This window comes from Streptomyces sp. NPDC043908 (genome assembly GCF_056435525.1).
The window spans coordinates 677,564-697,812 of sequence record NZ_JBWKEI010000002.1; the positions used below are offsets into that span (position 1 = coordinate 677,564).

The following is a 20,249-nucleotide window of genomic DNA, read 5'->3' on the forward strand; positions in this document are numbered from 1 at the left end:
ACAATGCGGCCATGATGCCATACGCCCAACACGGATAAGATTGCCGTGAGTTCACTTCGGACGGGTGGGGCGGAAATGTGCCGGTGCCCCTTTCGTCCGGGTCATGGTGAAAGGGCGCGGGCGATCCCGCAAGAGGACTCCGGTCCCGCCCGCCGCCCCGCCCGGTCCCGCGTCAAGCCCCCCTGTTCCCGTCCGGGCCGGTCCCGGCCGCGAGGATCCGGGCCGGGCGGATGGGCAGCGCGCGATGGCGGACGCCGGTCGCGTGCCAGACCGCGTTGGCGACCGCCGCCGCGGCCCCCACGATCCCGATCTCCCCGATGCCCTTGATCCCCACCGGGTCGTCCGCGTCCGGATCGTCCACCCAGTCGGCCTCGATCCTGGGGACGTCGGCGTGCGCCGCGAAGTGGTAGCCCGCCAGGTCCGGCCCGACATGGGCGCCCGAGGCGCGGTCGCGGACCGCCTCCTCGTGCAGCGCCATGGAGATGCCCCACACCATCCCCCCGGTCAACTGCCCGCGGGCGGTGAGCGGGTTGACGATCCGGCCCGCCGCGAAGATCCCGAGCATCCGCCGGACCCGGACCTCGCCGGTGGCGGGGTCCACGGCGACCTCGGCGAACTGCGCCCCGTAGGAGTGCCGTTCCTTCTCGGGCAGCGCGGCGATCGCGGCGGAGGTGTCCGAGCGGACCGTGACGCCCTCGGGCGGGAGGTCGCCGCCGAGCGCCAGCCGCTCGCGGAGTCCGGCCGCGGCGGCCATGATCGCCCAGGCCCAGGAGCGGGTGCCCGCCGAGCCGCCGGCCACCATCGCGGGCCCGAAGTCGCTGTCGCCGATCCTGACCCGGACGCGGCCGGGCTCGACCTCCAGGGCGTCCGCAGCGATCAGCGCCAGCGCGGTGCGCGCGCCCGTGCCGATGTCGGCCGCGCTGATCCGTACGGTGAAGGTGCCGTCCGCCTCGGCCGTCACGGCCGCGGTGGAGGGGCGGGCGCCCGCCGGGAAGGTGGCCGCCGCGGTGCCGGTGCCGAGGAGCCAGCGCCCCTCGCGCCGCACTCCCGGGCGCGGGTCGCGCCGCGCCCAGCCGAACCGGCGCGCGCCCTCCTCGAAGCAGGCGAGCAGACCGCGGCCGGCGAACGGCAGACCGGAGACCGGCCCGACAGCGGGTTCGTTGCGGGCCCGCAGCGCGATCGGGTCGATGCCGCACCGCTCGGCGAGTTCGTCGAGCGCGGACTCCACCGCGAACGAGCCGGGCGCCTCGCCGGGCGCGCGCATCCAGGTCGGGGTCGGCACATCGAGCCGGACGAGCCGGTTGGCGGTGCGGTGCGCGTCGGCGTCGTACATCACCCGGCCGAACGAGGCGCTCGACTCGACGAACTCGTGGACGGTCGAGGTGGCGTTCTGCGCCTCGTGCCCGAAGGCGCGCAGCCGTCCGTCGGCGTCGGCGCCGAGCCGGACGCGGTGGGCGGTGGGGCTGCGGTAGCCGATCAGCGAGAACATCTGGCGGCGGGTCAGGACGACGCGGACCGGGCGCCGGAGCACGGTCGCCGCCATCGCGGCGGCCACCTGGTGCGGGCGCACGCCCTTGGAGCCGAAGCCGCCGCCGACGTGCTCGGACAGCACCCGTACGGAGGCGGGGTCGAGCGAGAACAGCTTGGCCAGCTCGCCGGCCACCCAGGTGCTGCCCTGGTTGGAGTCGTACACCTCCAGCCGGCCGCCGTCCCAGCGAGCGGTGGCCGCGTGCGGCTCCATCGGGTGGTGGTGCTCCTCCGGCGTGGTGTAGCGCGCGTCCACGACGACGGCGGACGCGGCGAGTTCACGCTCCAGGTCCCCCTTGTCCGTCTCGTTGGTCCCGCGCGGCTCGGGGGTGTAGGCGCCGGGCCCGTCGGGGACGAAGGCGACGTCGTGCGGCTCCGTCTCGTACCGGACGACCAGCGCCTCGGCGGCCTCCCTGGCCTGTTCGGAGGTCTCGGCGACGACCAGCGCCACCGGCCAGCCGGCGCAGGGCACCCGGTCGCTCCGGAAGAGGCCGACGACCGGGTCGGGCCGTCCCAGCAGGCCCACGTAGTCGGCGTCGACGCGCGGCGCGTTGCCGTGGTGCAGCACGGCCAGGACGCCCGGCAGGGCGAGGACCGGGCCGCTCTCCACGGAACGGACGCGGCCGCGCGCGACGGTGGACACCACCAGCCAGCCGTGGGCGAGGCCGGGGAAGGGGATCTCGCCCGCGTAACGGGCGGCGCCGGTGACCTTGGCGCGGCCCTCCAGACGGGTGTGGGGGGTGCCGACCGCGCCGGTGACCCGGCCGGTTCCGGTGGTCGTGGTCATCGGGCGGTCTCCTCGGCGAGTTCGGTGAGCGCGGCCACGATCAGATTGCGCGTCAGCGTCACCTTGTATCCGTTGTGGGGCAGCGCCCGCGCCGCCGCGAGCTCCGCGTCGGCGGCCGAGGCGAAGGCGTCGGCGTCCGCCGGCCCACCGGTCAGCGCCCGCTCGGCGGTACGGGCCCGCCACGGCCGGGACGCCACGGCCCCCAGCGCGAGCCGCACGTCGTGGACCGCGCCGTCGCGTACGTCGAGGGCGGCGGCGACGGAGCCGATCGCGAAGGCGTACGAGGCGCGTTCGCGCACCTTGCGGTAGCGCGAGAGGGCGGCGACGGGCGCCGGGGGCAGCGTCACCGCCGTGATCAGCGCGCCCGGCGGCAGCGCGGTCTCCCGGTGCGGGGTGTCGCCGACCGGCAGGTAGAACGCCTCCAGCGGCAACGTGCCGGGCCCGTCCGCCGTCTCGTAGGAGACGACCGCGTCGAAGGCGGCGAGCGCCACCCCCAGGTCCGAGGGGTGGACGGCCACGCAGTGCGCGGAGGCGCCGAGGATCGCGTGGTTGTGGTGCTCGCCCTCGACGGCGGAGCAGCCGCTGCCGGGGGCGCGTTTGTTGCAGGGGGCGGCGAGGTCGGTGAAGTAGCCGCAGCGGGTGCGCTGGAGGAGGTTGCCGCCGACGGTGGCCATGTTGCGCAGCTGGCCCGAGGCGCCGGCGAGGGCCGCCTGCGCCAGCGCCGGGTAGCGGCGGCGCACCTCGGGGTGGGCGGCGAGGTCGCTGTTGGTGACGGTCGCGCCGATGCGCAGCCCGCCGTCCGGTGTGGTCTCGATCCGGTCGAGGGGCAGTTCGGTGACGTCGACGAGGAGGGCGGGCCGCTCCACGCCGGACTTCATCAGGTCGACGAGGTTGGTGCCGCCGCCCAGGAAACGCGCCTCGGGGTCGGCGCCGAGCAGCGCCACCGCGCCGGGAACGTCGGCCGCGCGCCGGTAGGCGAACTCCCTCACGCCCCCTCCCCCGGCCCGGCCGGGCCGCCCCGGACGGCCCCGGCGGCCCGTGCCACCGCTTCGACGATCGGCACATAGGCGCCGCAGCGGCACAGGTTGCCGCTCATGCGCTCGCGGATCTCCTCGGCGGTCAGCTCCGGGATCCCGGCCTCGGGCCGCACGTCGGCGGTCACCGCGCTCGGCCAGCCCGCCGCGTGCTCCTCGATCACGGCGAGGGCCGAACAGATCTGCCCGGGGGTGCAGTAGCCGCACTGGTAGCCGTCGAGGTCGAGGAAGGCCTGCTGGACCGGGTGGAGCCGGTCGCCGTCCGCCACGCCCTCGATCGTGGTGATGTCGCGCCCCTCGGCGGCGACCGCGAGCTGGAGGCAGGACAGGACGCGGCGGCCGTCGACCAGGACGGTGCACGCCCCGCACTGCCCCTGGTCGCACCCCTTCTTGGTGCCGGTCAGGTCGAGGCGCTCGCGCAGGGCGTCGAGCAGCGTGGTGCGGTGGTCGACGGGCAGCGGGTACTTCTCGCCGTTGACGCTCAAGGTGATGACGCTGGACGTCGATGGGGTCATGAGCAGCCTTCTCTCGCGTAAGTGATGCGAAGCGCCGTCCATCGGGAACCTGCGGGGCGCGGCGGCGAGAGGCCGGTCGGGCGTGCGCCGGCCGTCCACTCCGGCCGTGTCCGCCGCCAAGGTGGACCTAAACGGACAGGTGTCCGCTAGCCTCCGAACCTAACGGACACCTCTCCGTTCAACAAGGGCACCATCCGCCGGGCCGCCGCTCCACCCGGCGCCCACGTACGCGCACGCGGAAGGAGGACGGGTGCGACAGAAGAAGGAGACTCCGGTGGTCCGGGAGACGCCGTTGCGCTCGGACGCGCAACGCAACCGCGAGCGCATCCTGGAGGTGGCGCTGGCCGAGCTGACCCGCTCGGCCGACGTCCCGCTGAGCGCGATCGCCAAGAAGGCCGGGGTCGGGCAGGGCACGTTCTACCGCCACTTCCCCCACCGCGAGGCCCTCGTCCTGGAGGTCTACCGGTACGAGGTGCGGCAGGTCGCCGACACCGCGGCGCAGCTCCTCGCGACCCGCGCGCCGGACCGGGCCCTGCGCGAGTGGATGGACCGCCTCGCCCAGTACGCGATGGCCAAGGCGGGCCTGGCCGACGCGATGCGCAAGGCCACCGCGAGCGGCACCGCGGCCGGGCTCGGCCACGGGCCGATCACCGCGGCCGTCACGCTGCTCCTCGACGCGAACGTGGAGGCGGGCACCATCCGCCCGGGGGTGACCCCCGACGACTTCCTGCTCGCCATCGCCGGCCTCTGGCAACTCGACCCGCACGGCGACTGGCAGGCCCGCTCCCGCCGCCTCCTCGACCTCGTGATGGACGGACTGCGGGCGGGGGCACCGGGTCCCGGCCGACGCCGCTAACCGAGGAAGCTGAGCCGGACCTGCCGGTCGGGGTTGTCCTTGTTCGTGTCGACCAGGCACACCGACTGCCAGGTCCCCAGCTCCAGCCGCCCGGCGACGACCGGCAGCGTGGCGTGCGGGGGCACCAGCGCGGGCAGCACGTGGTCGCGGCCGTGGCCGGGGCTGCCGTGGCGGTGCTGCCAGCGGTCGTCCGCCGGAAGCAGGGTGTGCAGCGCGGCCAGCAGGTCGTCGTCGCTGCCCGCGCCGGTCTCGAGGACGGCGATCCCGGCCGTGGCGTGCGGCACGAAGACGTTCAGGAGGCCGTCGCCGCCGCCGGCGGCCTCGCGGAGGAAGTGCTCGCACTCCCGGGTCAGGTCGGTGACGGTCTCGGCGGTGCCGGTGGTGAGGCGCAGAACGCGCGTGGTGAAGACGGACATGGCCCCATCCTCGCGCTCCCGCGGCGAGAACGCCCCCTCCGGCCGGACACGGCGTGGCCCCGGGAAGATCCCCGCGCCTCCCTTGGTTGGCAGAGCCGTGAACGACTTCGAGGCACAGGACGTGGACGTGGTGGTCATCGGCGCCGGGCAGGCGGGCCTGTCCGGCGCCTACCACCTGCGCCGGGCCGGTCTTGAGCCGGACCGCGACTTCGTGGTCCTCGACCACGCGCCCCGGCCGGGCGGCGCCTGGCAGTTCCGCTGGCCCTCGCTGACGTACGGCAAGGTGCACGGGATGCACGCGCTGCCCGGGATGGAGCTGACCGGAGCGGACCCGGACCGGCCCTCCTCGGAGGTGATCGCGCGGTACTTCGCCGACTACGAGGCCGCCTTCGGGCTGCGGGTGCACCGGCCGGTGGAGGTCAGCGCCGTACGGGAGGGCGAGGGCGGCCGGCTGCGCGTCGAGACGTCCGAGGGCGGGTACGCCACCCGCGCCCTGATCAACGCCACCGGCACCTGGGACCGGCCGTTCTGGCCGCGCTACCCGGGCCAGGAGACGTTCCGGGGCCGCCAGCTGCACACCGCGAACTACCCGGGACCCGAGGAGTTCGCAGGCCGGCGGGTGGTCGTGGTGGGCGGTGGCGCCTCCGGTACCCAGCATCTGATGGAGATCGCGCAGTACGCGGCCGCCACGACCTGGGTGACCCGGCGCCCGCCCGTCTTCCGGGAGGGCCCGTTCACCGAGGAGTGGGGCCGGGCGGCGGTCGCGATGGTCGAGGAGCGCGTCCGGCAGGGGCTGGCGCCCCGGAGCGTGGTGTCGGTGACGGGGCTGCCGCTCAACGACGCGATCCGCGCGGCCCGCGCGAGCGGGGTGCTGGAGCGGCTGCCGATGTTCGACCGGATCACCGCGGACGGGGTGGCGTGGGACGACGGGCGCGTGGTGGACGCGGATGTCATCCTCTGGGCCACCGGGTTCCGGCCCGTGATCGACCACTTGGCGCCGCTGAGGCTGCGGACGCCCGGGGGCGGCATACAGGTCGAGGGCACACGCGCCGTCCGGGACGAGCGGGTGCATCTGGTGGGGTACGGGCCGTCCGCCTCCACCATCGGGGCGAACCGCGCCGGACGCGCGGCCGTCCGGGAGATCAGGAAGCTGCTGGACGCCCCGGTGAAGGTGGCGTGACGCGTGCGGGGGCTTGCGCGGGGCCGGGGGCGCGGGTTCCCGCGTCCGCATGGGGGCGGCCGAGGCCGGGCTACCCGGGCGTCCTGGCCCGGGTCTTGTTGAACTCCTCCACGTTCCGCTGCTGTTCCGCGTAGTCCGCCGTGAAGCGGGTGTCCCCCGGGGCCACCGTGACGAAGTAGAGCCAGTCCCCCGGCGGGGGCGCGATCGCCGCCTTCAGGGCCTGCCCGCCGGGGTTGCCGATCGGGGTCGGCGGCAGACCACCGCGCGCGTACGTGTTGTACGGGCTGTCGGTGCGGGTGTCGGCGTGCGTGGTCGTCAGCGTCGAGCGGTCGAGGGCGTAGTTGAGCGTCGAGTCCATCTGTAGCGGCATGCCCTTGGCCAACCGGTTGTGGACGACCCGGGAGACCTTGCCCATGTCGGCCGCGGTGTCGGCCTCGGCCTGCACGATGCTGGCGACGATCACGGCCTGATAGGCCGTCATCCGCATGCGCCGCGCGCCTTCCCCGATGCGGTCCTGGTCGAGGCGCCGGTTGGCGGTGTCGACCATATAGGCGAGCAGCCCGCCGGGAGTAGTCTTGCCGGTCACCGGATAGGTGGCTGGGAAGAGGTAGCCCTCGGGGTTGCCCCGGGCCTCGGCCGGGAGGGCGAGCGGCGTCCGGGAGGCCGCCCGGCGGGTGGTGCCCGGCGCGACTCCGAGGCGCTTGTCCACGGCCGCGTACACCTGTTCCGCGCGTCGGCCCTCCGGGACCAGCAGGGGCTTCGCCTTCCCGCCGGTCTCCCGCAGCACCAGGACGAGCAACGCCGCTCCCGCCAGGAGCACCAGTGCGAGGGCGCCGAGAAGGATCCAGCCGCGCCGGGTGAGCCCGGTCCGGCGTCCGGACCCGCGTGAGGAATCCGTCATACCGGCACGTTAACCCCGTGAGCCCTGCGAACCCCGTCAGGAGGCGACCGGCGCCAGCCGTGCGTCGCGGCGCACCAGTGCGGCGTACTTGCCGCCCTGGTCGAGCAGTTGCTCATGGGTCCCGCGCTCGGCGATCCGGCCGCCGTCCAGGACGACGATCTGGTTGGCGTCCCGGACGGTGGAGAGGCGGTGCGCGATGGTGAGCGTGGTGCGGCCCGCCGAGAGCGCGTCGATGGCCTGCTGGACGGCGTGTTCCGTGCGGGTGTCCAGCGCGCTCGTGGCCTCGTCGAGGATGAGGACGGGCGGGTCGCGCAGGATCGTCCGGGCGATGGCGAGGCGCTGCTTCTCGCCGCCGGAGAAGCGGTAGCCGCGCTCGCCGACCACCGTGTCGTACCCGTCGGGCAGGGAGGCGATGTGGTCGTGGATCTGGGCGGTGCGGGCTGCGGCCTCCAGCTCCTCGTCGGTGGCGTCGGGCTTGGCGAAGCGGAGGTTGTCGGCGACGGAGGCGTGGAAGAGGTACGTCTCCTGGGAGACCACGCCGACCGCGCGCGCGAGGGTGTCGAAGTCCAGGTCGCGCACGTCGACGCCGTCGAGGGTGACCCGGCCGCCCGTCACGTCGTACAGCCGCGGCACCAGGTAGCTGAGCGTGGACTTGCCCGCGCCGGTGGGACCGACGACGGCGAGGCTGGTGCCGGCCGGGACGGTCACGTCGACGCCGCTGAGCGTGGGGCCGCTCTTCTCGTCGTAGGCGAAGTCGACCGACTCGAAGCGGATCTCGCCGCGGACCTTGTCCAGGCGGACCGGGTTCTCGGACTCGGTGATGTCGACCGGGAGGTCGAGGTATTCGAAGATGCGCTGGAAGAGGGCGAGCGAGGTCTGCATCTGCACGCCGGTGGAGAGCAGGCTCACGGCGGGCCGGAACAGGCCCTGCTGGAGCGAGACGAAGGCGACGAGGGTGCCGAGGGAGATCGAGGGGCCACCCGCCTGGAGGGTGAGGCCCGCGGCCCAGTAGATGACGGCGGGCATCGCGGCCATGACGATGCCGATGGTCGACATCCGCCACCGTCCGGCCATGCTGGAGCGCACTTCGAGGTCGACCAGGCGCTCGGACTCGGCGGCGAAGGACCGGGTGAGCGAGTCGGCGCGGCCCATGGTGCGGCCGAGCAGGATGCCGCTGACCGACAGCGACTCGGTGACCTCGGCGGCCATCGCGGCCATCTGCTTCTGGCGCTGGGTGGTGATCTTCTTGCGCTCGCGCCCGACCTTGCGGCTGATCCAGACGAAGACCGGCAGCAGGAGCAGGGAGACGGCGGTCAGCCGCCAGTCGAGGGCCAGCATGGCGACCACGGTGGCGACCACGGCGGTGAGGTTGGAGACGAGCGAGGTGGCGGTGGAGGTGACGGTCGCCTGCATGCCGCCGATGTCGTTGGCGATGCGGGACTGGACCTCGCCGGTCCGGGTGCGGGTGAAGAAGGCGAGCGGCATCCGCTGGAGCTGTGCGTAGACCCCGGTGCGCAGGTCGTGCATCACGCGCTGGCCGACGGTGGTGGAGATCAGCGTCTGGAGGACGCCGAAGACGCCGGTGACGACGGCGGTCGCGAGCATGCCGAGGGCGAGCAGGCTGAGCAGCCCGGTGCGGCCCTGCGGGATGGCGACGTCCAGGATCTCGCGCAGCAGGAACGGCGAGGCGACCGAGACGAGTGAGGACGCGGCGACCAGCAGGCCGACGACCGCCAGCCGGCCGCGGTAGGGACGGAAGAGCCGCAGGATGCGCCGCGTCTGCGCGGGCGGCTCCTCGCGGCCACGGGGCGGGGGCGTCCAGGAGGATTCCTCGGGGTGCATGGGCTCCTTCGCAGGGTGGGACGGCACGGGGACGGCGGGGCGCCGTCGCGGATCCGTCGGGACCCTCGGGGCGACGCCACCGCCAAGACTTGTGGAGCATAGCTCACTGTTACCTATACTCACAATGCACATGGTCCTGATATTGTTCCCGCATGAGCACCACCGACGCCGACGGCGTGCTGGCCGAGCAGTTGCTCCGGCTCACGCGCAGACTCCACCGCATCCACAAGCAGCACCTGGAGCCGGTCGGCATCACCCCTGCCCAGTCCCGGCTGCTGCGGACGGTCGCGCACTACGACAGCCCGCCCCGCATGGCCGACCTCGCCGCCCACCTGGAGGTGGTCCCGCGCGCCGTGACCACCCTGGTCGACGCCCTGGAGGAGAGCGGGAACGTGCGCCGGGTCCCCGACCCGACCAACCGCCGCGTGGTGCGCATCGAGCTCACCGACACGGGCCGGGCGACGCTGCGTTCGCTGCGCGGTGCCCGACGCGGCGCGGCGGAGGAGATCCTGGCGCCGTTGAGCGCGGACCAGCGCGAGGTGCTCGGCGGTCTGCTGTCCGCCCTGGTCGACGGAGTGCCCGAGCGCCGCTGCTGAGGGCCCGCCGCCTCCCGCGCGCCGAGGGGGTCCCGCCGCCTCGCGCGTGCTGAGGGTCCGCCGCCTCCCGCGCCTCCCACGAACCGGACGTGTCCGGACGTACCGTGACGTCGTGCACCGGTGCGCCTCCCCGGGGCGGCCCCGGGCGTCGGCAGGCCCCCTTGCGCGGCAGCGGCCCAACAACCATGTTCCTTACCGAGGTTCGTGTAACGCCGCGCAGGAATCAGCTCCCTCTCTTCCCAGGAGACTCGATGAACGACGCAGCTCCGCAGAACCACGACATCAGCAGACGCTCCGTCCTGTGGACGGCGGGGGCCGCGGGCGCGGGGGTCGGCATGGGCGCCCTGGGCACGGGCAGCGCCGCGGCCGAGGAGGCCGCGCGGACCGGACAGCCCGTGCGGGCCGCCGCTCAGGAGGCGCCCGCGCCCCGGCGCCAGGGCCGGAGCATGATCGGGGTGCCGTTCCAGCGGCGCTCCACGGTCCGGGTGGGGCTGATCGGCCTCGGCAACCGCGGCGGCAGCATGATCGACCTCTATCTCGCCGTTCCCGGGGTGCGGGTCGTGGCGCTCTGCGACCCGGTTAAGGCCAAGGCCCGGCGCGCCGCCGCCAAGGTGACCGCGGCGGGACAGCCGGCGCCGGCCGTCTACGTCAACGGCGACCACGACTACGAAGAGCTCCTGAAGCGGGGCGACATCGACTTCGTGCACATCGCCACGCCCTGGGACTCCCACTTCGAGATCACCAGGGCGGCCCTGCTGAACGGTGTGCACGCGGGCGTGGAGTGCCCGGCCTCGATGCACCTGGACCAGCTGTGGGAGCTGGTCGACCTCTCGGAGCGCACCCGGCGCCACTGCATGCAGCTGGAGAACTGCTGCTACGGCAGGAACGAGATGCGGGTGCTGCGGATGGCGCACGCGGGCAAGTTCGGCGAGCTGCTGCACGGGGCGGGCGCCTACATCCACGACCTGCGCGGCCTGATGTTCGACCCGAAGTACTACGAGGGCCCCTGGCGGCGGCTGTGGCACACCCGGCTGCGCGGCGACCTCTACCCCACGCACGGCTTCGGCCCGGTCGCCAACTACATGGACGTCAACCGCGGGGACCGCGTGGTGTCCATCGTCAGCATGGGCACGCCCGCGCTCGGCCTCGCGGAGTACCGCGAGGCCCATATGCCCCCGGGCGACCCGAGCTTCAAGGAGTCGTACGTCGAGAGCGACCGGACGATCTCCCTGGTGCAGACGGCCAGGGGCCGGGTGATCCGCCTGGAGCACGACGTGTCGACGCCGCACCCCTACAGCCGGATCAACAGCCTCGGCGGCACCAAGGGCCTCTTCGAGGACTACCCGGAGCGGATCTACCTGGAGCCGGACCAGCACGACGACAACTGGGGCGACTTCTCCCGGTACGCGGAGTGGGACCACTGGCTCTGGAAGGAGCACGCCAACCCGCCCGGCGGGCACGGCGGCATGGACTACATGCTGGTGTTCCGGCTGATGCAGTGCATGCGCCTGGGCCTGGTACCGGACTTCGACGTGTACGACGCGGCCACCTGGTCGGCGCCGGTGCCGCTGAGCCACCTCTCCCTCAAGGCGGGCGGCGCGCCCCAGCGGATCCCCGACTTCACCCGGGGCGAGTGGCACCGGCCCCGCCCCGGTATGGACTCCGAGAAGCCCGCGGAGGCCTGAGAGCCCCTGCGGGGCCCGTGCCCGGCGGCGGACACGGGCCCCGCGACCTCGTCAGCAGCGCCGCAGATCCTCGACGAGGGCGCCCTGGGCGGTCTTGATGCCGCGGTCGTAGCAGCCCTCGGAGCCGACCAGGCGGTAGCGCTCGGCCGAGGTGCCCGTCGCGTGCCGCTGCTCGCGCGGGACGTTCAGGGTCCAGGAGGCGTCACCCCGGTAGGTGTCGTCCAGGTGCGACCAGGAGGCCGTCCGGCCGGCCCGCCGGGTGGCGGTGTCCGCCAGGTCCCCGAGGGTGATCACGGTCCGCAGCCGGTTGTCCGCGCCGATGGTGGTGGTGCCGTCCATCGTGTACGTACGGTGCACGCGCGCGGTGACGGCCGGGCCGCGCCCGTCCGTGGTGACCGCGCTGTCGTCGGTCCACCTCCCCTTGAGGGCGTCGGTGTTCTCGCCCTCGGTCCAGCGGTGGACGCTGTCGGCGGTGACGCCGCGCTCGACCGTGGTGGTGACCCGGCCGTGCGAGGTGTCGAGGTAGCCGGCCGTGGTCAGCCGGTGGCCCGCCCGGGCGTCGAGGCGCGCCTCGGTGCCGGGCGTGTAGGCGGTGGAGGCCGTGGGGGCGCTCTCCTCGTGGCGGGTGAGGGCGCCGGTGACGACCTGGCTGCCGCGGTCCTGCCACACCAGCACGTTGACCGGCGTCGACCAGCCGGACTGCCCCTCGGGGACTCCGGCGACGGACACCTCCACCCGGTGCGCGCGGCCGTCGTTGAGCAGGGCCGCGTACGGCGTCAGGTCGTACTCCAGCGGCCGGACGTCGAAGGCGTGGGGCGCCGGGACGACGTACCAGAGGAAGGGGTTGGACCAGCCGCCGGTCCACACGTTCGGGAACGGCGAGGTCATTCCGGCGAGTTGGCCGTCGACCGTGATCCGCACCTCGCGGTTGGGGCCGGCGGGCGCCTTGCAGGAGTAGGGCGCGGGGTCCGGCACCGCCAGGTACCAGAACTCCTCGCAGCCGCCTCCCGAGCCCGTCGCGTACACCTCGGCGACGATCCGCTCCGAGTTGCGCGGGGTGGTCAGGGAGGTGCCGTCCAGCGGCAGCACCCGGTCCGGCGCGGCGGCGGGCCTCACTCCGCCCTCGGCGGCGTAGAACGTCAGCGTGACGTCGACGTCGATGACGCCGGTGTAGGTCTCGTCGACAACGTTGCCGATGAGCATCTCGACGGGCCGCGGGGAGCGGAAGGTGTCGCTGTACCGGGTGACGTCCTTCTCCACGTTCCAGGCGATGCCGTCCGGTGAGGGCTCGGGCGTGGACGTCCGCAGCACCTCGACGCCGCCGACGTGGAGGTAGCCGAGCCGGTCGTACTGCCTGCCCTTCACCTTCCCGTCGAGCCGCAGCACCACCTTGCTCCACTTCTCGCCGCATCCCTTGGGGGGCGTGTAACTCCCCTTGTAGGGCGTGAAGTCGCGGAACTGCGCCTGCGCCAGGGTGACGCGGCAGCTGCGGGTGTGCGGGACGGCGACCGGCGGCGCGGCGGTGACCGGGTCGTGCCAGTCGGTGCCGAACTCGGCCGGGGGCTCGGCCGCGGGGGCCGCCGCCGCGACCGGGCCGGCTCCGAGCAGCGCGCCCGCGGCGAGCACCGTGCCGCCGATCATGGACATGATCCTGAGTCGTCTCATGCGTCAGGAGTGAAGCGCGCGCGGGCCCGCGGCGCCAGGGGCGGGCCGCGGCCCTTGGCGCGTTCCGGTCGCCCGGGCGCGAAAACCGATTGCCCCGGGGCCCCGCGGAAGGCGAACCTTGCACGGTTTGAACCACTCTTTCCGACCCTTGGGACGTCATGCAGATTCGCGATCTTCCGTATACGGATCCAGGCGAACCGGACGTCCGCTCGGGTCCCCGCTTCCTGCTGTGGCTGGGCCTCGGCCAGCTCTCCGGGCAGCTCAAGTCGCTGGCCTGGGGGCTGCTGCACCAGTGCGGCATCGCCGGGCTGCCGATCGGCGTCGGCGTCGCCGTCCAGGCCGTGATCGACCGCTCGGGGGCGCGGCTCGCGCTCGCGGGCGGCATCATCGCCGTGCTCGGCGTGGCCATCGCGGTGGGCGACACCATGCTGCACCGCACCGCGGTCACCAACTGGATCACGGCCGCCGCGCGCGTGCAGCAACTGCTCGCGCGCAAGACCGCGGAGCTCGGCTCGCTGCTCACCCGCAGGGTCGCGGCGGGCGAGGTCGTCGCGGTCTCCACCGCCGACGTCGAGAAGATCGGCTGGTTCGTGGAGGCCCTGTCGCGGTTCGCCGCGGCGGCCGCCGCCCTGGTGATCATCTGCGTCGGTCTGGTGCTCTACCAGCCGGCGCTCGGCGTGCTGGTCGCCGTCGGCGTTCCCGTACTGGCCCTGGCCGTGCTGCCGTTGCTGCCGCCCGCCACCCGGCGGGCCGACGTCCAGCGCGAGAAGGCGGGCCGGGCGACCGAGCTGGCCTCGGACACCGTGGCCGGGCTGCGGGTGCTGCGCGGCATCGGCGGCGAGGAGCTGTTCCTCACCCGCTACCGCGAGGCCTCCCAGGAGGTGCGCCGAGCCGCCGTGCGCAGCGCGCGGATGTGGTCGCTGATCTCGGCGGTCCAGGTGCTGCTGCCGGGCCTGCTGCTGATCGCGGTGGTCTGGTACGGGGCGGCGCTGGCCCGCGACGGCCGGATCGAGGTCGGTGAACTGGTCACCGTCTACAGCGCGGTGACGCTGATGCTGTACCCGCTGCGCCACTTCGAGGAGATCGCCATGGCGTACTCCTTCTCCCGGCCCTCGGCCGTGCGCGCGGCCCGCGTGCTCGCCCTGAGCCGGGCCACCGACCCGTCCGGGACGGACACGGGGGTGCCGTCCCGGACGGGCGGGCCGTCGCGGAGGGCCGAGGCCCCCGCCGGCGACCTGTACGACCCGGCGAGCGGACTGCTCGCGCCCGAGGGCCGGTTCACGGCCGTGGTGTGCGGCGATCCGGACGCGGCCGGACGGCTGGCCGAGCGCCTGGGCGGGCATGCCGCCGAGGCGGACGGACTGCCGTCCGCCCTGCTCGGCGGGGTCGCGCTCGACGGGCTCCCGCTGGACACGGCACGCGCCGCCGTCCTCGTCCAGGACAAGGACCCGGTGCTGCTCTCCGGCACGCTCCACGAGCTCCTGGACGTGCCCGCGTCCGGGAAGGTCGCGCCGGACGAGGCGCTGGCCGCCGCCCAGTGCGCGGACGTCCTCGACGCGCTGGCGCAGGCGTCGGTGGACAGCGACGGCGACCCGATGCGCACCCGGATCACCGAGCGCGGCCGGTCGCTCTCCGGCGGCCAGCGCCAACGCCTGGCGCTGGCACGGTCCTTGGTGACCGATCCGGAGGTGCTCGTCCTGGACGAGCCGACCTCGGCGGTCGACTCGCACACCGAGTCACGGGTCGCGGGCGGCGTCAGACGGCTGCGGGCGGGCCGCACCACGGTCGTGTTCTCGTCGTCACCGCTGCTGCTCGACCTCGCGGACCGGGTGGTGCTGGTGCACGACGGCGAGGTCGCCTCGGTCGGCCTCCACCGCGAGCTGCTGCGCACCGACGCCCGCTACCGCGCGGTGGTCACCCGGGAGACGGACGAGGAGACGCACGGACAGGACACCTGGGAGGAGACGGCATGATCGGCGTGAGGGCACCCGAGTACGACCCGGCGGCCCCGGAGTCGGCCACCACCCTGCCCGTCGGCACCCCGGCGACCGTCCGGGCCTACGTACGGCATCTGCTGCGGCGCCACCGCGCGGCGTTCGCGCTCCTGGTGGGCGTCAACGCGGTCGCGGTAATCGCCTCGATGGTCGGCCCGTATCTGCTCGGCGGGGTCGTCGAGGACCTCTCCGACGACGTCGCGGACCTCCATCTGGGGCGCACGGCGGCGCTGTTCGCCATCGCGCTCGTGGTGCAGACGGTGTTCGTCCGGCTGGTGCGGCTGCGCGGCGGGATGCTCGGCGAGGAGATGCTGGCCGATCTGCGCGAGGACTTCCTGGTGCGGTCGGTGGGGCTGCCGCCGGGCGTCCTGGAGCGCGCGGGAACCGGCGACCTGCTCTCGCGGATCACCACGGACATCGACCGGCTGGCCAACGCGATGCGCGAGGCCGTGCCGCAGCTGGCCATCGGCGTGGTGTGGGCGCTGCTGCTCATCGGCGCGCTCGGCGTCACCGCGCCGCCGCTGGCGCTGGCGGTGCTGCTCGCGGCGCCGCTGCTGGTGGTCGGGTGCCGCTGGTACTTCAGGCGGGCGCCCTCGGCGTACCGCTCGGAGGCCGCCGGGTACGCGGCGGTCGCCGCCGTGCTCGCCGAGACCGTGGACGCGGGCCGGACGGTGGAGGCACACCGCCTGGGCGAGCGCCGGATCGCGCTGTCCGAGCGGCGGATCAGCGAGTGGACGGCCTGGGAGCGGTACACGCTGTGGCTGCGGTCGGTGCTCTTCCCGGTCGTCAGCGCCACCCACATGACGATCATGCTCGCGGTGCTGATGATCGGCGGCTCCTTCGTGCTCCACGGCTGGCTCACGGTGGGACAGCTGACCACGGGCGCGCTCCTCGCCCAGATGCTGGTCGAGCCCGTCGGCCTCATCCTGCGCTGGTACGACGAGCTCCAGGTGGCCCAGGTCTCCCTGGCCCGGCTCGTCGGCGTCCGGGACATCGAGCCGGACGCGGGCGACACCGCGCTGCGCCCGCGGGGCCGCGACGTCGAGGCGGAGGAGGTGCGCTTCGGCTACCGCGAGGGCGTGGACGTCCTGCACCGGGTGTCCCTGTCGGTCGCCCCGGGCACCCGGGTGGCGCTGGTGGGCCCGTCCGGGGCGGGCAAGTCCACGCTCGGACGGCTGCTCGCGGGCATCTACGCGCCGCGCGAGGGCCGGATCACGCTCGGGGAGGCCGAGCTGTCGCGGATGCCGGCCGAGCGGGTGCGCGAGCACGTGGCCCTGGTCAACCAGGAGCACCACGTGTTCGTGGGCTCGCTGCGGGACAACCTGCTGCTGGCCAGGGCCGGGGCCGAGGACGCCGAGCTGTGGGCGGCCCTGGGCGCGGTCGACGCGGACGGCTGGGCGCGGGGACTCGACGACGGCCTGGCGACGGAGGTCGGCTCGGGCGGACACGCCCTCACCCCCGCGCAGGCCCAGCAGATCGCGCTGGCCCGGCTCGTCCTGGCGGATCCGCACACGCTGGTCCTGGACGAGGCGACCTCGCTCCTGGACCCGCGCGCGGCACGCCACCTGGAGCGGTCGCTGGCCCGGGTGCTCGACGGCCGTACGGTCGTGGCGATCGCCCACCGGCTGCACACCGCGCACGACGCGGACGTGATCGCGGTGGTCGAGAACGGCCGCATCAGCGAGCTGGGCAGCCATGACGCCCTGGTCGAGGCGGACGGGGCGTACGCGGCGCTGTGGCGCTCCTGGCACGGGTGAGGCAGCGGCCGGGCAGGCGGGCCGGGGCGTGCGGGGCGGTGGTGGCGGGCTCAGATGAAGTTGAGCGCCCCCGCCGCCCCTATCCCGCCGAGCACCATGAACGCGGGCATCAGCACCTTCAGCTCGACCCAGCTCCCGGCCCGGAACCGCAGCATCTTGGGCGGGCCGACGGGGTACCAGCGCTTGCGGCCCACCGGGATCGGCCACAGGACCGGGCAGCCGGAGACGGTCAGCGCGTCCCCGATGTCGTGGACGAGGGCGCCGAGCACGATCGGCAGGCCAAGCCACAGGTACTCCTGGCCGGAGCCGGTGAAGAGCCAGTCGGAGCCGTTGCCGGGCTTGTCCAGGACCCCGGCCATGATCCAGGCGCCGGCCGCGCCCAGCAGCCACACCAGGACGTCGCTGGACATCCGGGCGGCCCGCCACAGCAGGCCCTCGACGGCGAGCACCACATGGACGAAGAGGATGCCGAGCACCGCCCAGCGCCCGCCGAAGACGGCCGCGGCCGACGCGCCCGCCCCGATCAGGACGGCCCACAGCCAGGTGTGGGTGAGCGTGCGGTGGCCGCCGTTGCGGCGCGGGTCGCCGGGGCCCCTGGTCGCCTGGTAGACGGCGTGCGAGAGGTCGTCGACGATGCCGCACAGGGCCCGGGAGACCGGTCCGAAGGCGCGCGAGATGGTCGCGGACTTGTGGTCGAGGTCGGGCGCGAGCGCCGCCCCGGCGCTGATCAGCGCGCCGGCGACGAGGACCGGCCAGGGCATGGTGTGTCCCGTGGCCGCCGCGGCGGCCCCCACCCCCAGCCAGGCTGCCGCTCCTGACAGTGAGTGCGCAGGTCCCATCATGACCGTGCCCCGCCCCATTTCCTGTTGTCCTGTGGCCCAGTTGACCCGTCAGCCTATCGTTCATGATCTTCTTGCCTCGCCTCCGGTTCCCTCTCACGGGGGGAAGCCAGGCAAGATGGGGGCGTGACCCTTATCGATCAGCTGCCGCCGAGTGCCGACCCCGACGCCCTCTTCGAGGCCTTCTCCACCTGGGCCGAGGAGCGGGGCATCTCCCTGTACCCGGCCCAGGAGGAGGCGCTGATCGAGGTGGTCTCGGGCGCGAACGTGATCCTTTCCACCCCGACCGGCTCCGGAAAGAGCCTGGTGGCGGCGGGTGCGCACTTCGCGGCGCTGGCCCGGGACGAGGTCACGTTCTACACCGCGCCGATCAAGGCGCTGGTCTCGGAGAAGTTCTTCGACCTGTGCAAGCTCTTCGGCACCGAGAACGTCGGCATGCTGACCGGCGACGCGTCCGTGAACGCCGACGCCCCGGTCATCTGCTGCACCGCCGAGGTCCTCGCCTCCATCGCGCTGCGTGACGGCAGGCACGCCGACATCGGCCAGGTCGTGATGGACGAGTTCCACTTCTACGCCGAGGCGGACCGCGGCTGGGCCTGGCAGATCCCGATCCTGGAACTGCCCCAGGCCCAGTTCGTCCTGATGTCGGCGACGCTCGGCGACGTCTCGATGTTCGAGAAGGACCTCACCCGGCGCACCGGCCGCCCGACCGCGGTGGTCCGCTCGGCGACCCGCCCGGTGCCGCTCTCGTACGAGTACGTCACCACGCCGATCACCGAGACGCTCACCGAGCTCCTGGAGACGAAGCAGTCGCCGGTCTACATCGTGCACTTCACCCAGGCCCAGGCGGTGGAGCGGGCGCAGTCGCTGATGAGCATCAACATGTGCTCGCGCGAGGAGAAGGACGCGATCGCGGAGCTGATCGGCAACTTCCGCTTCACCACCAAGTTCGGCCAGAACCTCTCCCGCTATGTGCGCCACGGCATCGGGGTGCACCACGCGGGCATGCTGCCCAAGTACCGCCGGCTGGTCGAGAAGCTGGCGCAGGCCGGTCTGCTGAAGGTGATCTGCGGGACGGACACCCTCGGCGTCGGCGTCAACGTGCCCATCCGCACGGTGCTGTTCACCGCGCTCACCAAGTACGACGGCAACCGGGTGCGCACCCTGCGCGCCCGTGAGTTCCACCAGATCGCGGGCCGGGCCGGGCGGGCCGGGTTCGACACCGCCGGGTTCGTGGTCGCCCAGGCGCCCGAGCACGTCATCGAGAACGAGAAGGCCCTCGCCAAGGCGGGCGACGACCCGAAGAAGCGCCGCAAGGTGGTCCGCAAGAAGGCTCCCGAGGGCTTCGTGGCCTGGTCGGACGCCACCTTCGAGAAGCTGATCGCCGCCGAGCCCGAGCCGCTGACCTCGCGCTTCCGGGTCACCAACATCATGCTGCTCTCGGTGATCGCCCGGCCGGGCAACGCCTTCGAGGCGATGCGCCACCTGCTGGAGGACAACCACGAGCCGCGCAAGGCGCAGCTGCGGCACATCCGCCGCGCCATCGCGATCTACCGCTCGCTGCTCGACGGCGGTGTGGTGGAGCAGCTGGACACCCCGGACGCCGAGGGCCGCACCATCCGGCTCACCGTCGACCTCCAGCAGGACTTCGCGCTCAACCAGCCGCTGTCCACGTTCGCCCTCGCGGCCTTCGACCTGCTGGACCCGGAGTCGCCGTCGTACGCGCTGGACATGGTCTCGGTCGTCGAGTCGACGCTGGACGACCCGCGCCAGATCCTCGCGGCCATGCAGAACAAGGCGCGCGGCGAAGCGGTCGGGCAGATGAAGGCGGACGGGATCGAGTACGAGGAGCGCATGGAGCGGCTCCAGGACATCTCGTACCCGAAGCCGCTGGAAGAGCTGCTGTGGCACGCGTACAACGTCTACAAGAAGTCGCACCCCTGGGTGGGCGACCACCCGGTCTCGCCCAAGTCCGTCATCCGCGACATGTACGAACGGGCGCTCACCTTCACCGAGTTCACCTCCTGGTACGAGCTGGCGCGCACCGAGGGGATCGTCCTGCGCTATCTGGCGAGCGCGTACAAGGCGCTCGACCACACCATCCCGGACGACCTGAAGACCGAGGACCTGGAAGACCTGATCGCCTGGCTCAGCGAGATGGTCCGCCAGGTCGACTCCAGCCTGCTCGACGAGTGGGAGCAGCTGGCCAACCCGGAGATCGAGACGGCCGAGCAGGCCCAGGAGAAGGCCGACGAGGTCAAGCCGGTCACCGCCAACGCCCGCGCCTTCCGCGTCCTGGTGCGCAACGCGATGTTCCGCCGGGTGGAGCTGGCCGCGCTCGACAACGTGGACGCGCTCGGCGAGATGGACGCGGAGTCCGGCTGGGACGCGGACGCCTGGGGCGAGGCGATGGACAAGTACTGGGACGAGTACGAGGACCTGGGCACCGGCCCCGACGCCCGCGGCCCCAAGCTGCTGCTCATCGAGGAGGACCCGGCGCACGGCCTGTGGCGCGTCCGGCAGACCTTCGCCGACCCCAACGGCGACCATGGCTGGGGCATCAGCGCGGAGGTCGATCTGGCGGCGTCCGACGAAGAGGGCCGCGCGGTGGTGCGCGTCACCGACGTCGGCGAGCTCTGACCCCCTGGCCCCCGA

At 73.5% G+C, this 20,249-nt stretch carries 15 protein-coding genes; 7 read left to right on the plus strand and 8 right to left on the minus strand.

Features of this window, described 5'->3' with window-relative positions; genetic code table 11:
* Positions 1-172 precede the first annotated feature (172 nt).
* From AC069K_RS07285 to AC069K_RS07295, 3 genes are read right to left on the minus strand one after another with little or no spacing between them, the layout of a single operon-like run.
* The gene (locus tag AC069K_RS07285) at positions 173-2,314 is read right to left on the minus strand and encodes a xanthine dehydrogenase family protein molybdopterin-binding subunit (RefSeq protein WP_478613000.1); all 2,142 of its coding nucleotides are present in this window, start codon (positions 2,312-2,314) and stop codon (positions 173-175) included.
* Positions 2,311-3,303: an FAD binding domain-containing protein gene (locus AC069K_RS07290; protein WP_478613003.1), complete on the minus strand. Its 993-nt coding sequence runs from the start codon at positions 3,301-3,303 to the stop codon at positions 2,311-2,313. The genes AC069K_RS07285 and AC069K_RS07290 overlap by 4 nt, the downstream gene beginning before the upstream one ends.
* On the minus strand, positions 3,300-3,863 hold the full coding sequence (locus tag AC069K_RS07295; RefSeq protein ID WP_478613006.1) for a 2Fe-2S iron-sulfur cluster-binding protein: 564 nt from the start codon (positions 3,861-3,863) through the stop codon (positions 3,300-3,302). Before AC069K_RS07295 ends, AC069K_RS07290 begins: the two co-directional genes overlap by 4 nt.
* 250 nt (positions 3,864-4,113) lie before the next feature.
* On the opposite strand from AC069K_RS07295, the gene AC069K_RS07300 reads away from it, so the two are divergent.
* The gene (locus AC069K_RS07300) at positions 4,114-4,719 is read left to right on the plus strand and encodes a TetR/AcrR family transcriptional regulator (RefSeq protein ID WP_478613009.1); all 606 of its coding nucleotides are present in this window, start codon (positions 4,114-4,116) and stop codon (positions 4,717-4,719) included.
* Here AC069K_RS07300 and AC069K_RS07305 read toward each other — a convergent pair.
* The gene (locus AC069K_RS07305) at positions 4,716-5,135 is read right to left on the minus strand and encodes a YjbQ family protein (RefSeq protein ID WP_358835274.1); all 420 of its coding nucleotides are present in this window, start codon (positions 5,133-5,135) and stop codon (positions 4,716-4,718) included. The genes AC069K_RS07300 and AC069K_RS07305 overlap by 4 nt on opposite strands.
* A 97-nt stretch (positions 5,136-5,232) precedes the next feature.
* Between AC069K_RS07305 and AC069K_RS07310 the strand changes: the two genes are divergently transcribed.
* Positions 5,233-6,315 carry an NAD(P)-binding domain-containing protein gene (locus AC069K_RS07310; protein ID WP_478613013.1) on the plus strand — a complete coding sequence of 361 codons (1,083 nt, stop codon included), beginning with the start codon at positions 5,233-5,235 and terminating at the stop codon, positions 6,313-6,315.
* Between the two features lie 70 nt (positions 6,316-6,385).
* Here the strand turns inward: AC069K_RS07310 and mltG are convergent, their stop codons facing one another.
* On the minus strand, positions 6,386-7,216 hold the full coding sequence (gene mltG / locus AC069K_RS07315) for an endolytic transglycosylase MltG (RefSeq protein WP_478613016.1): 831 nt from the start codon (positions 7,214-7,216) through the stop codon (positions 6,386-6,388).
* 36 nt (positions 7,217-7,252) lie between these two features.
* Positions 7,253-9,058 carry an ABC transporter ATP-binding protein gene (locus tag AC069K_RS07320; RefSeq protein WP_478613019.1) on the minus strand — a complete coding sequence of 602 codons (1,806 nt, stop codon included), beginning with the start codon at positions 9,056-9,058 and terminating at the stop codon, positions 7,253-7,255.
* A 152-nt stretch (positions 9,059-9,210) separates the two neighbouring features.
* Between AC069K_RS07320 and AC069K_RS07325 the strand changes: the two genes are divergently transcribed.
* Positions 9,211-9,654 carry a MarR family winged helix-turn-helix transcriptional regulator gene (locus AC069K_RS07325; RefSeq protein WP_478613022.1) on the plus strand — a complete coding sequence of 148 codons (444 nt, stop codon included), beginning with the start codon at positions 9,211-9,213 and terminating at the stop codon, positions 9,652-9,654.
* A 251-nt stretch (positions 9,655-9,905) separates the two neighbouring features.
* Entirely contained in the window at positions 9,906-11,339 is a 1,434-nt protein-coding gene (locus AC069K_RS07330) for a Gfo/Idh/MocA family protein (RefSeq protein ID WP_365108887.1), read from the plus strand.
* A 51-nt stretch (positions 11,340-11,390) separates the two neighbouring features.
* Here AC069K_RS07330 and AC069K_RS07335 read toward each other — a convergent pair whose 3' ends face one another.
* Positions 11,391-13,004, minus strand: a complete 1,614-nt coding sequence (locus AC069K_RS07335; protein WP_478613025.1) for a peptide-N4-asparagine amidase — start codon at positions 13,002-13,004, stop codon at positions 11,391-11,393.
* Positions 13,005-13,162: 158 nt separating this feature from the next.
* Between AC069K_RS07335 and AC069K_RS07340 the strand changes: the two genes are divergently transcribed.
* The gene (locus tag AC069K_RS07340) at positions 13,163-14,977 is read left to right on the plus strand and encodes an ABC transporter transmembrane domain-containing protein (RefSeq protein WP_478613028.1); all 1,815 of its coding nucleotides are present in this window, start codon (positions 13,163-13,165) and stop codon (positions 14,975-14,977) included.
* The gene (locus AC069K_RS07345) at positions 14,974-16,755 is read left to right on the plus strand and encodes an ABC transporter ATP-binding protein (RefSeq protein WP_478613031.1); all 1,782 of its coding nucleotides are present in this window, start codon (positions 14,974-14,976) and stop codon (positions 16,753-16,755) included. Before AC069K_RS07340 ends, AC069K_RS07345 begins: the two co-directional genes overlap by 4 nt.
* Positions 16,756-16,805: 50 nt before the next feature.
* Here AC069K_RS07345 and AC069K_RS07350 read toward each other — a convergent pair whose 3' ends face one another.
* Positions 16,806-17,597, minus strand: coding sequence for a metal-dependent hydrolase (locus AC069K_RS07350; RefSeq protein ID WP_365108876.1), 792 nt, complete (start codon positions 17,595-17,597; stop codon positions 16,806-16,808).
* 123 nt (positions 17,598-17,720) lie between these two features.
* Here AC069K_RS07350 and AC069K_RS07355 point away from each other — a divergent pair, with 123 nt between their 5' ends.
* A complete protein-coding gene (locus AC069K_RS07355) occupies positions 17,721-20,234 on the plus strand; it encodes a DEAD/DEAH box helicase (protein ID WP_478613034.1) in 2,514 nt (837 codons plus the stop codon).
* The last annotated feature ends 15 nt before the right edge of the window (positions 20,235-20,249 follow it).

What these genes read in the sequence shown, in the direction of transcription:
- AC069K_RS07330 (WP_365108887.1), top strand. Translation starts at nt 9,906, where the DNA reads ATGAACGACGCAGCTCCGCAGAACCACGACATCAGCAGACGCTCCGTC.
- AC069K_RS07350 (WP_365108876.1), bottom strand. Translation starts at nt 17,597, where the DNA reads ATGATGGGACCTGCGCACTCACTGTCAGGAGCGGCAGCCTGGCTGGGG.
- AC069K_RS07285 (WP_478613000.1), bottom strand. Translation starts at nt 2,314, where the DNA reads ATGACCACGACCACCGGAACCGGCCGGGTCACCGGCGCGGTCGGCACC.
- AC069K_RS07325 (WP_478613022.1), top strand. Translation starts at nt 9,211, where the DNA reads ATGAGCACCACCGACGCCGACGGCGTGCTGGCCGAGCAGTTGCTCCGG.
- AC069K_RS07295 (WP_478613006.1), bottom strand. Translation starts at nt 3,863, where the DNA reads ATGACCCCATCGACGTCCAGCGTCATCACCTTGAGCGTCAACGGCGAG.
- mltG (WP_478613016.1), bottom strand. Translation starts at nt 7,216, where the DNA reads ATGACGGATTCCTCACGCGGGTCCGGACGCCGGACCGGGCTCACCCGG.
- AC069K_RS07345 (WP_478613031.1), top strand. Translation starts at nt 14,974, where the DNA reads ATGATCGGCGTGAGGGCACCCGAGTACGACCCGGCGGCCCCGGAGTCG.
- AC069K_RS07305 (WP_358835274.1), bottom strand. Translation starts at nt 5,135, where the DNA reads ATGTCCGTCTTCACCACGCGCGTTCTGCGCCTCACCACCGGCACCGCC.
- AC069K_RS07340 (WP_478613028.1), top strand. Translation starts at nt 13,163, where the DNA reads ATGCAGATTCGCGATCTTCCGTATACGGATCCAGGCGAACCGGACGTC.
- AC069K_RS07320 (WP_478613019.1), bottom strand. Translation starts at nt 9,058, where the DNA reads ATGCACCCCGAGGAATCCTCCTGGACGCCCCCGCCCCGTGGCCGCGAG.
- AC069K_RS07335 (WP_478613025.1), bottom strand. Translation starts at nt 13,004, where the DNA reads ATGAGACGACTCAGGATCATGTCCATGATCGGCGGCACGGTGCTCGCC.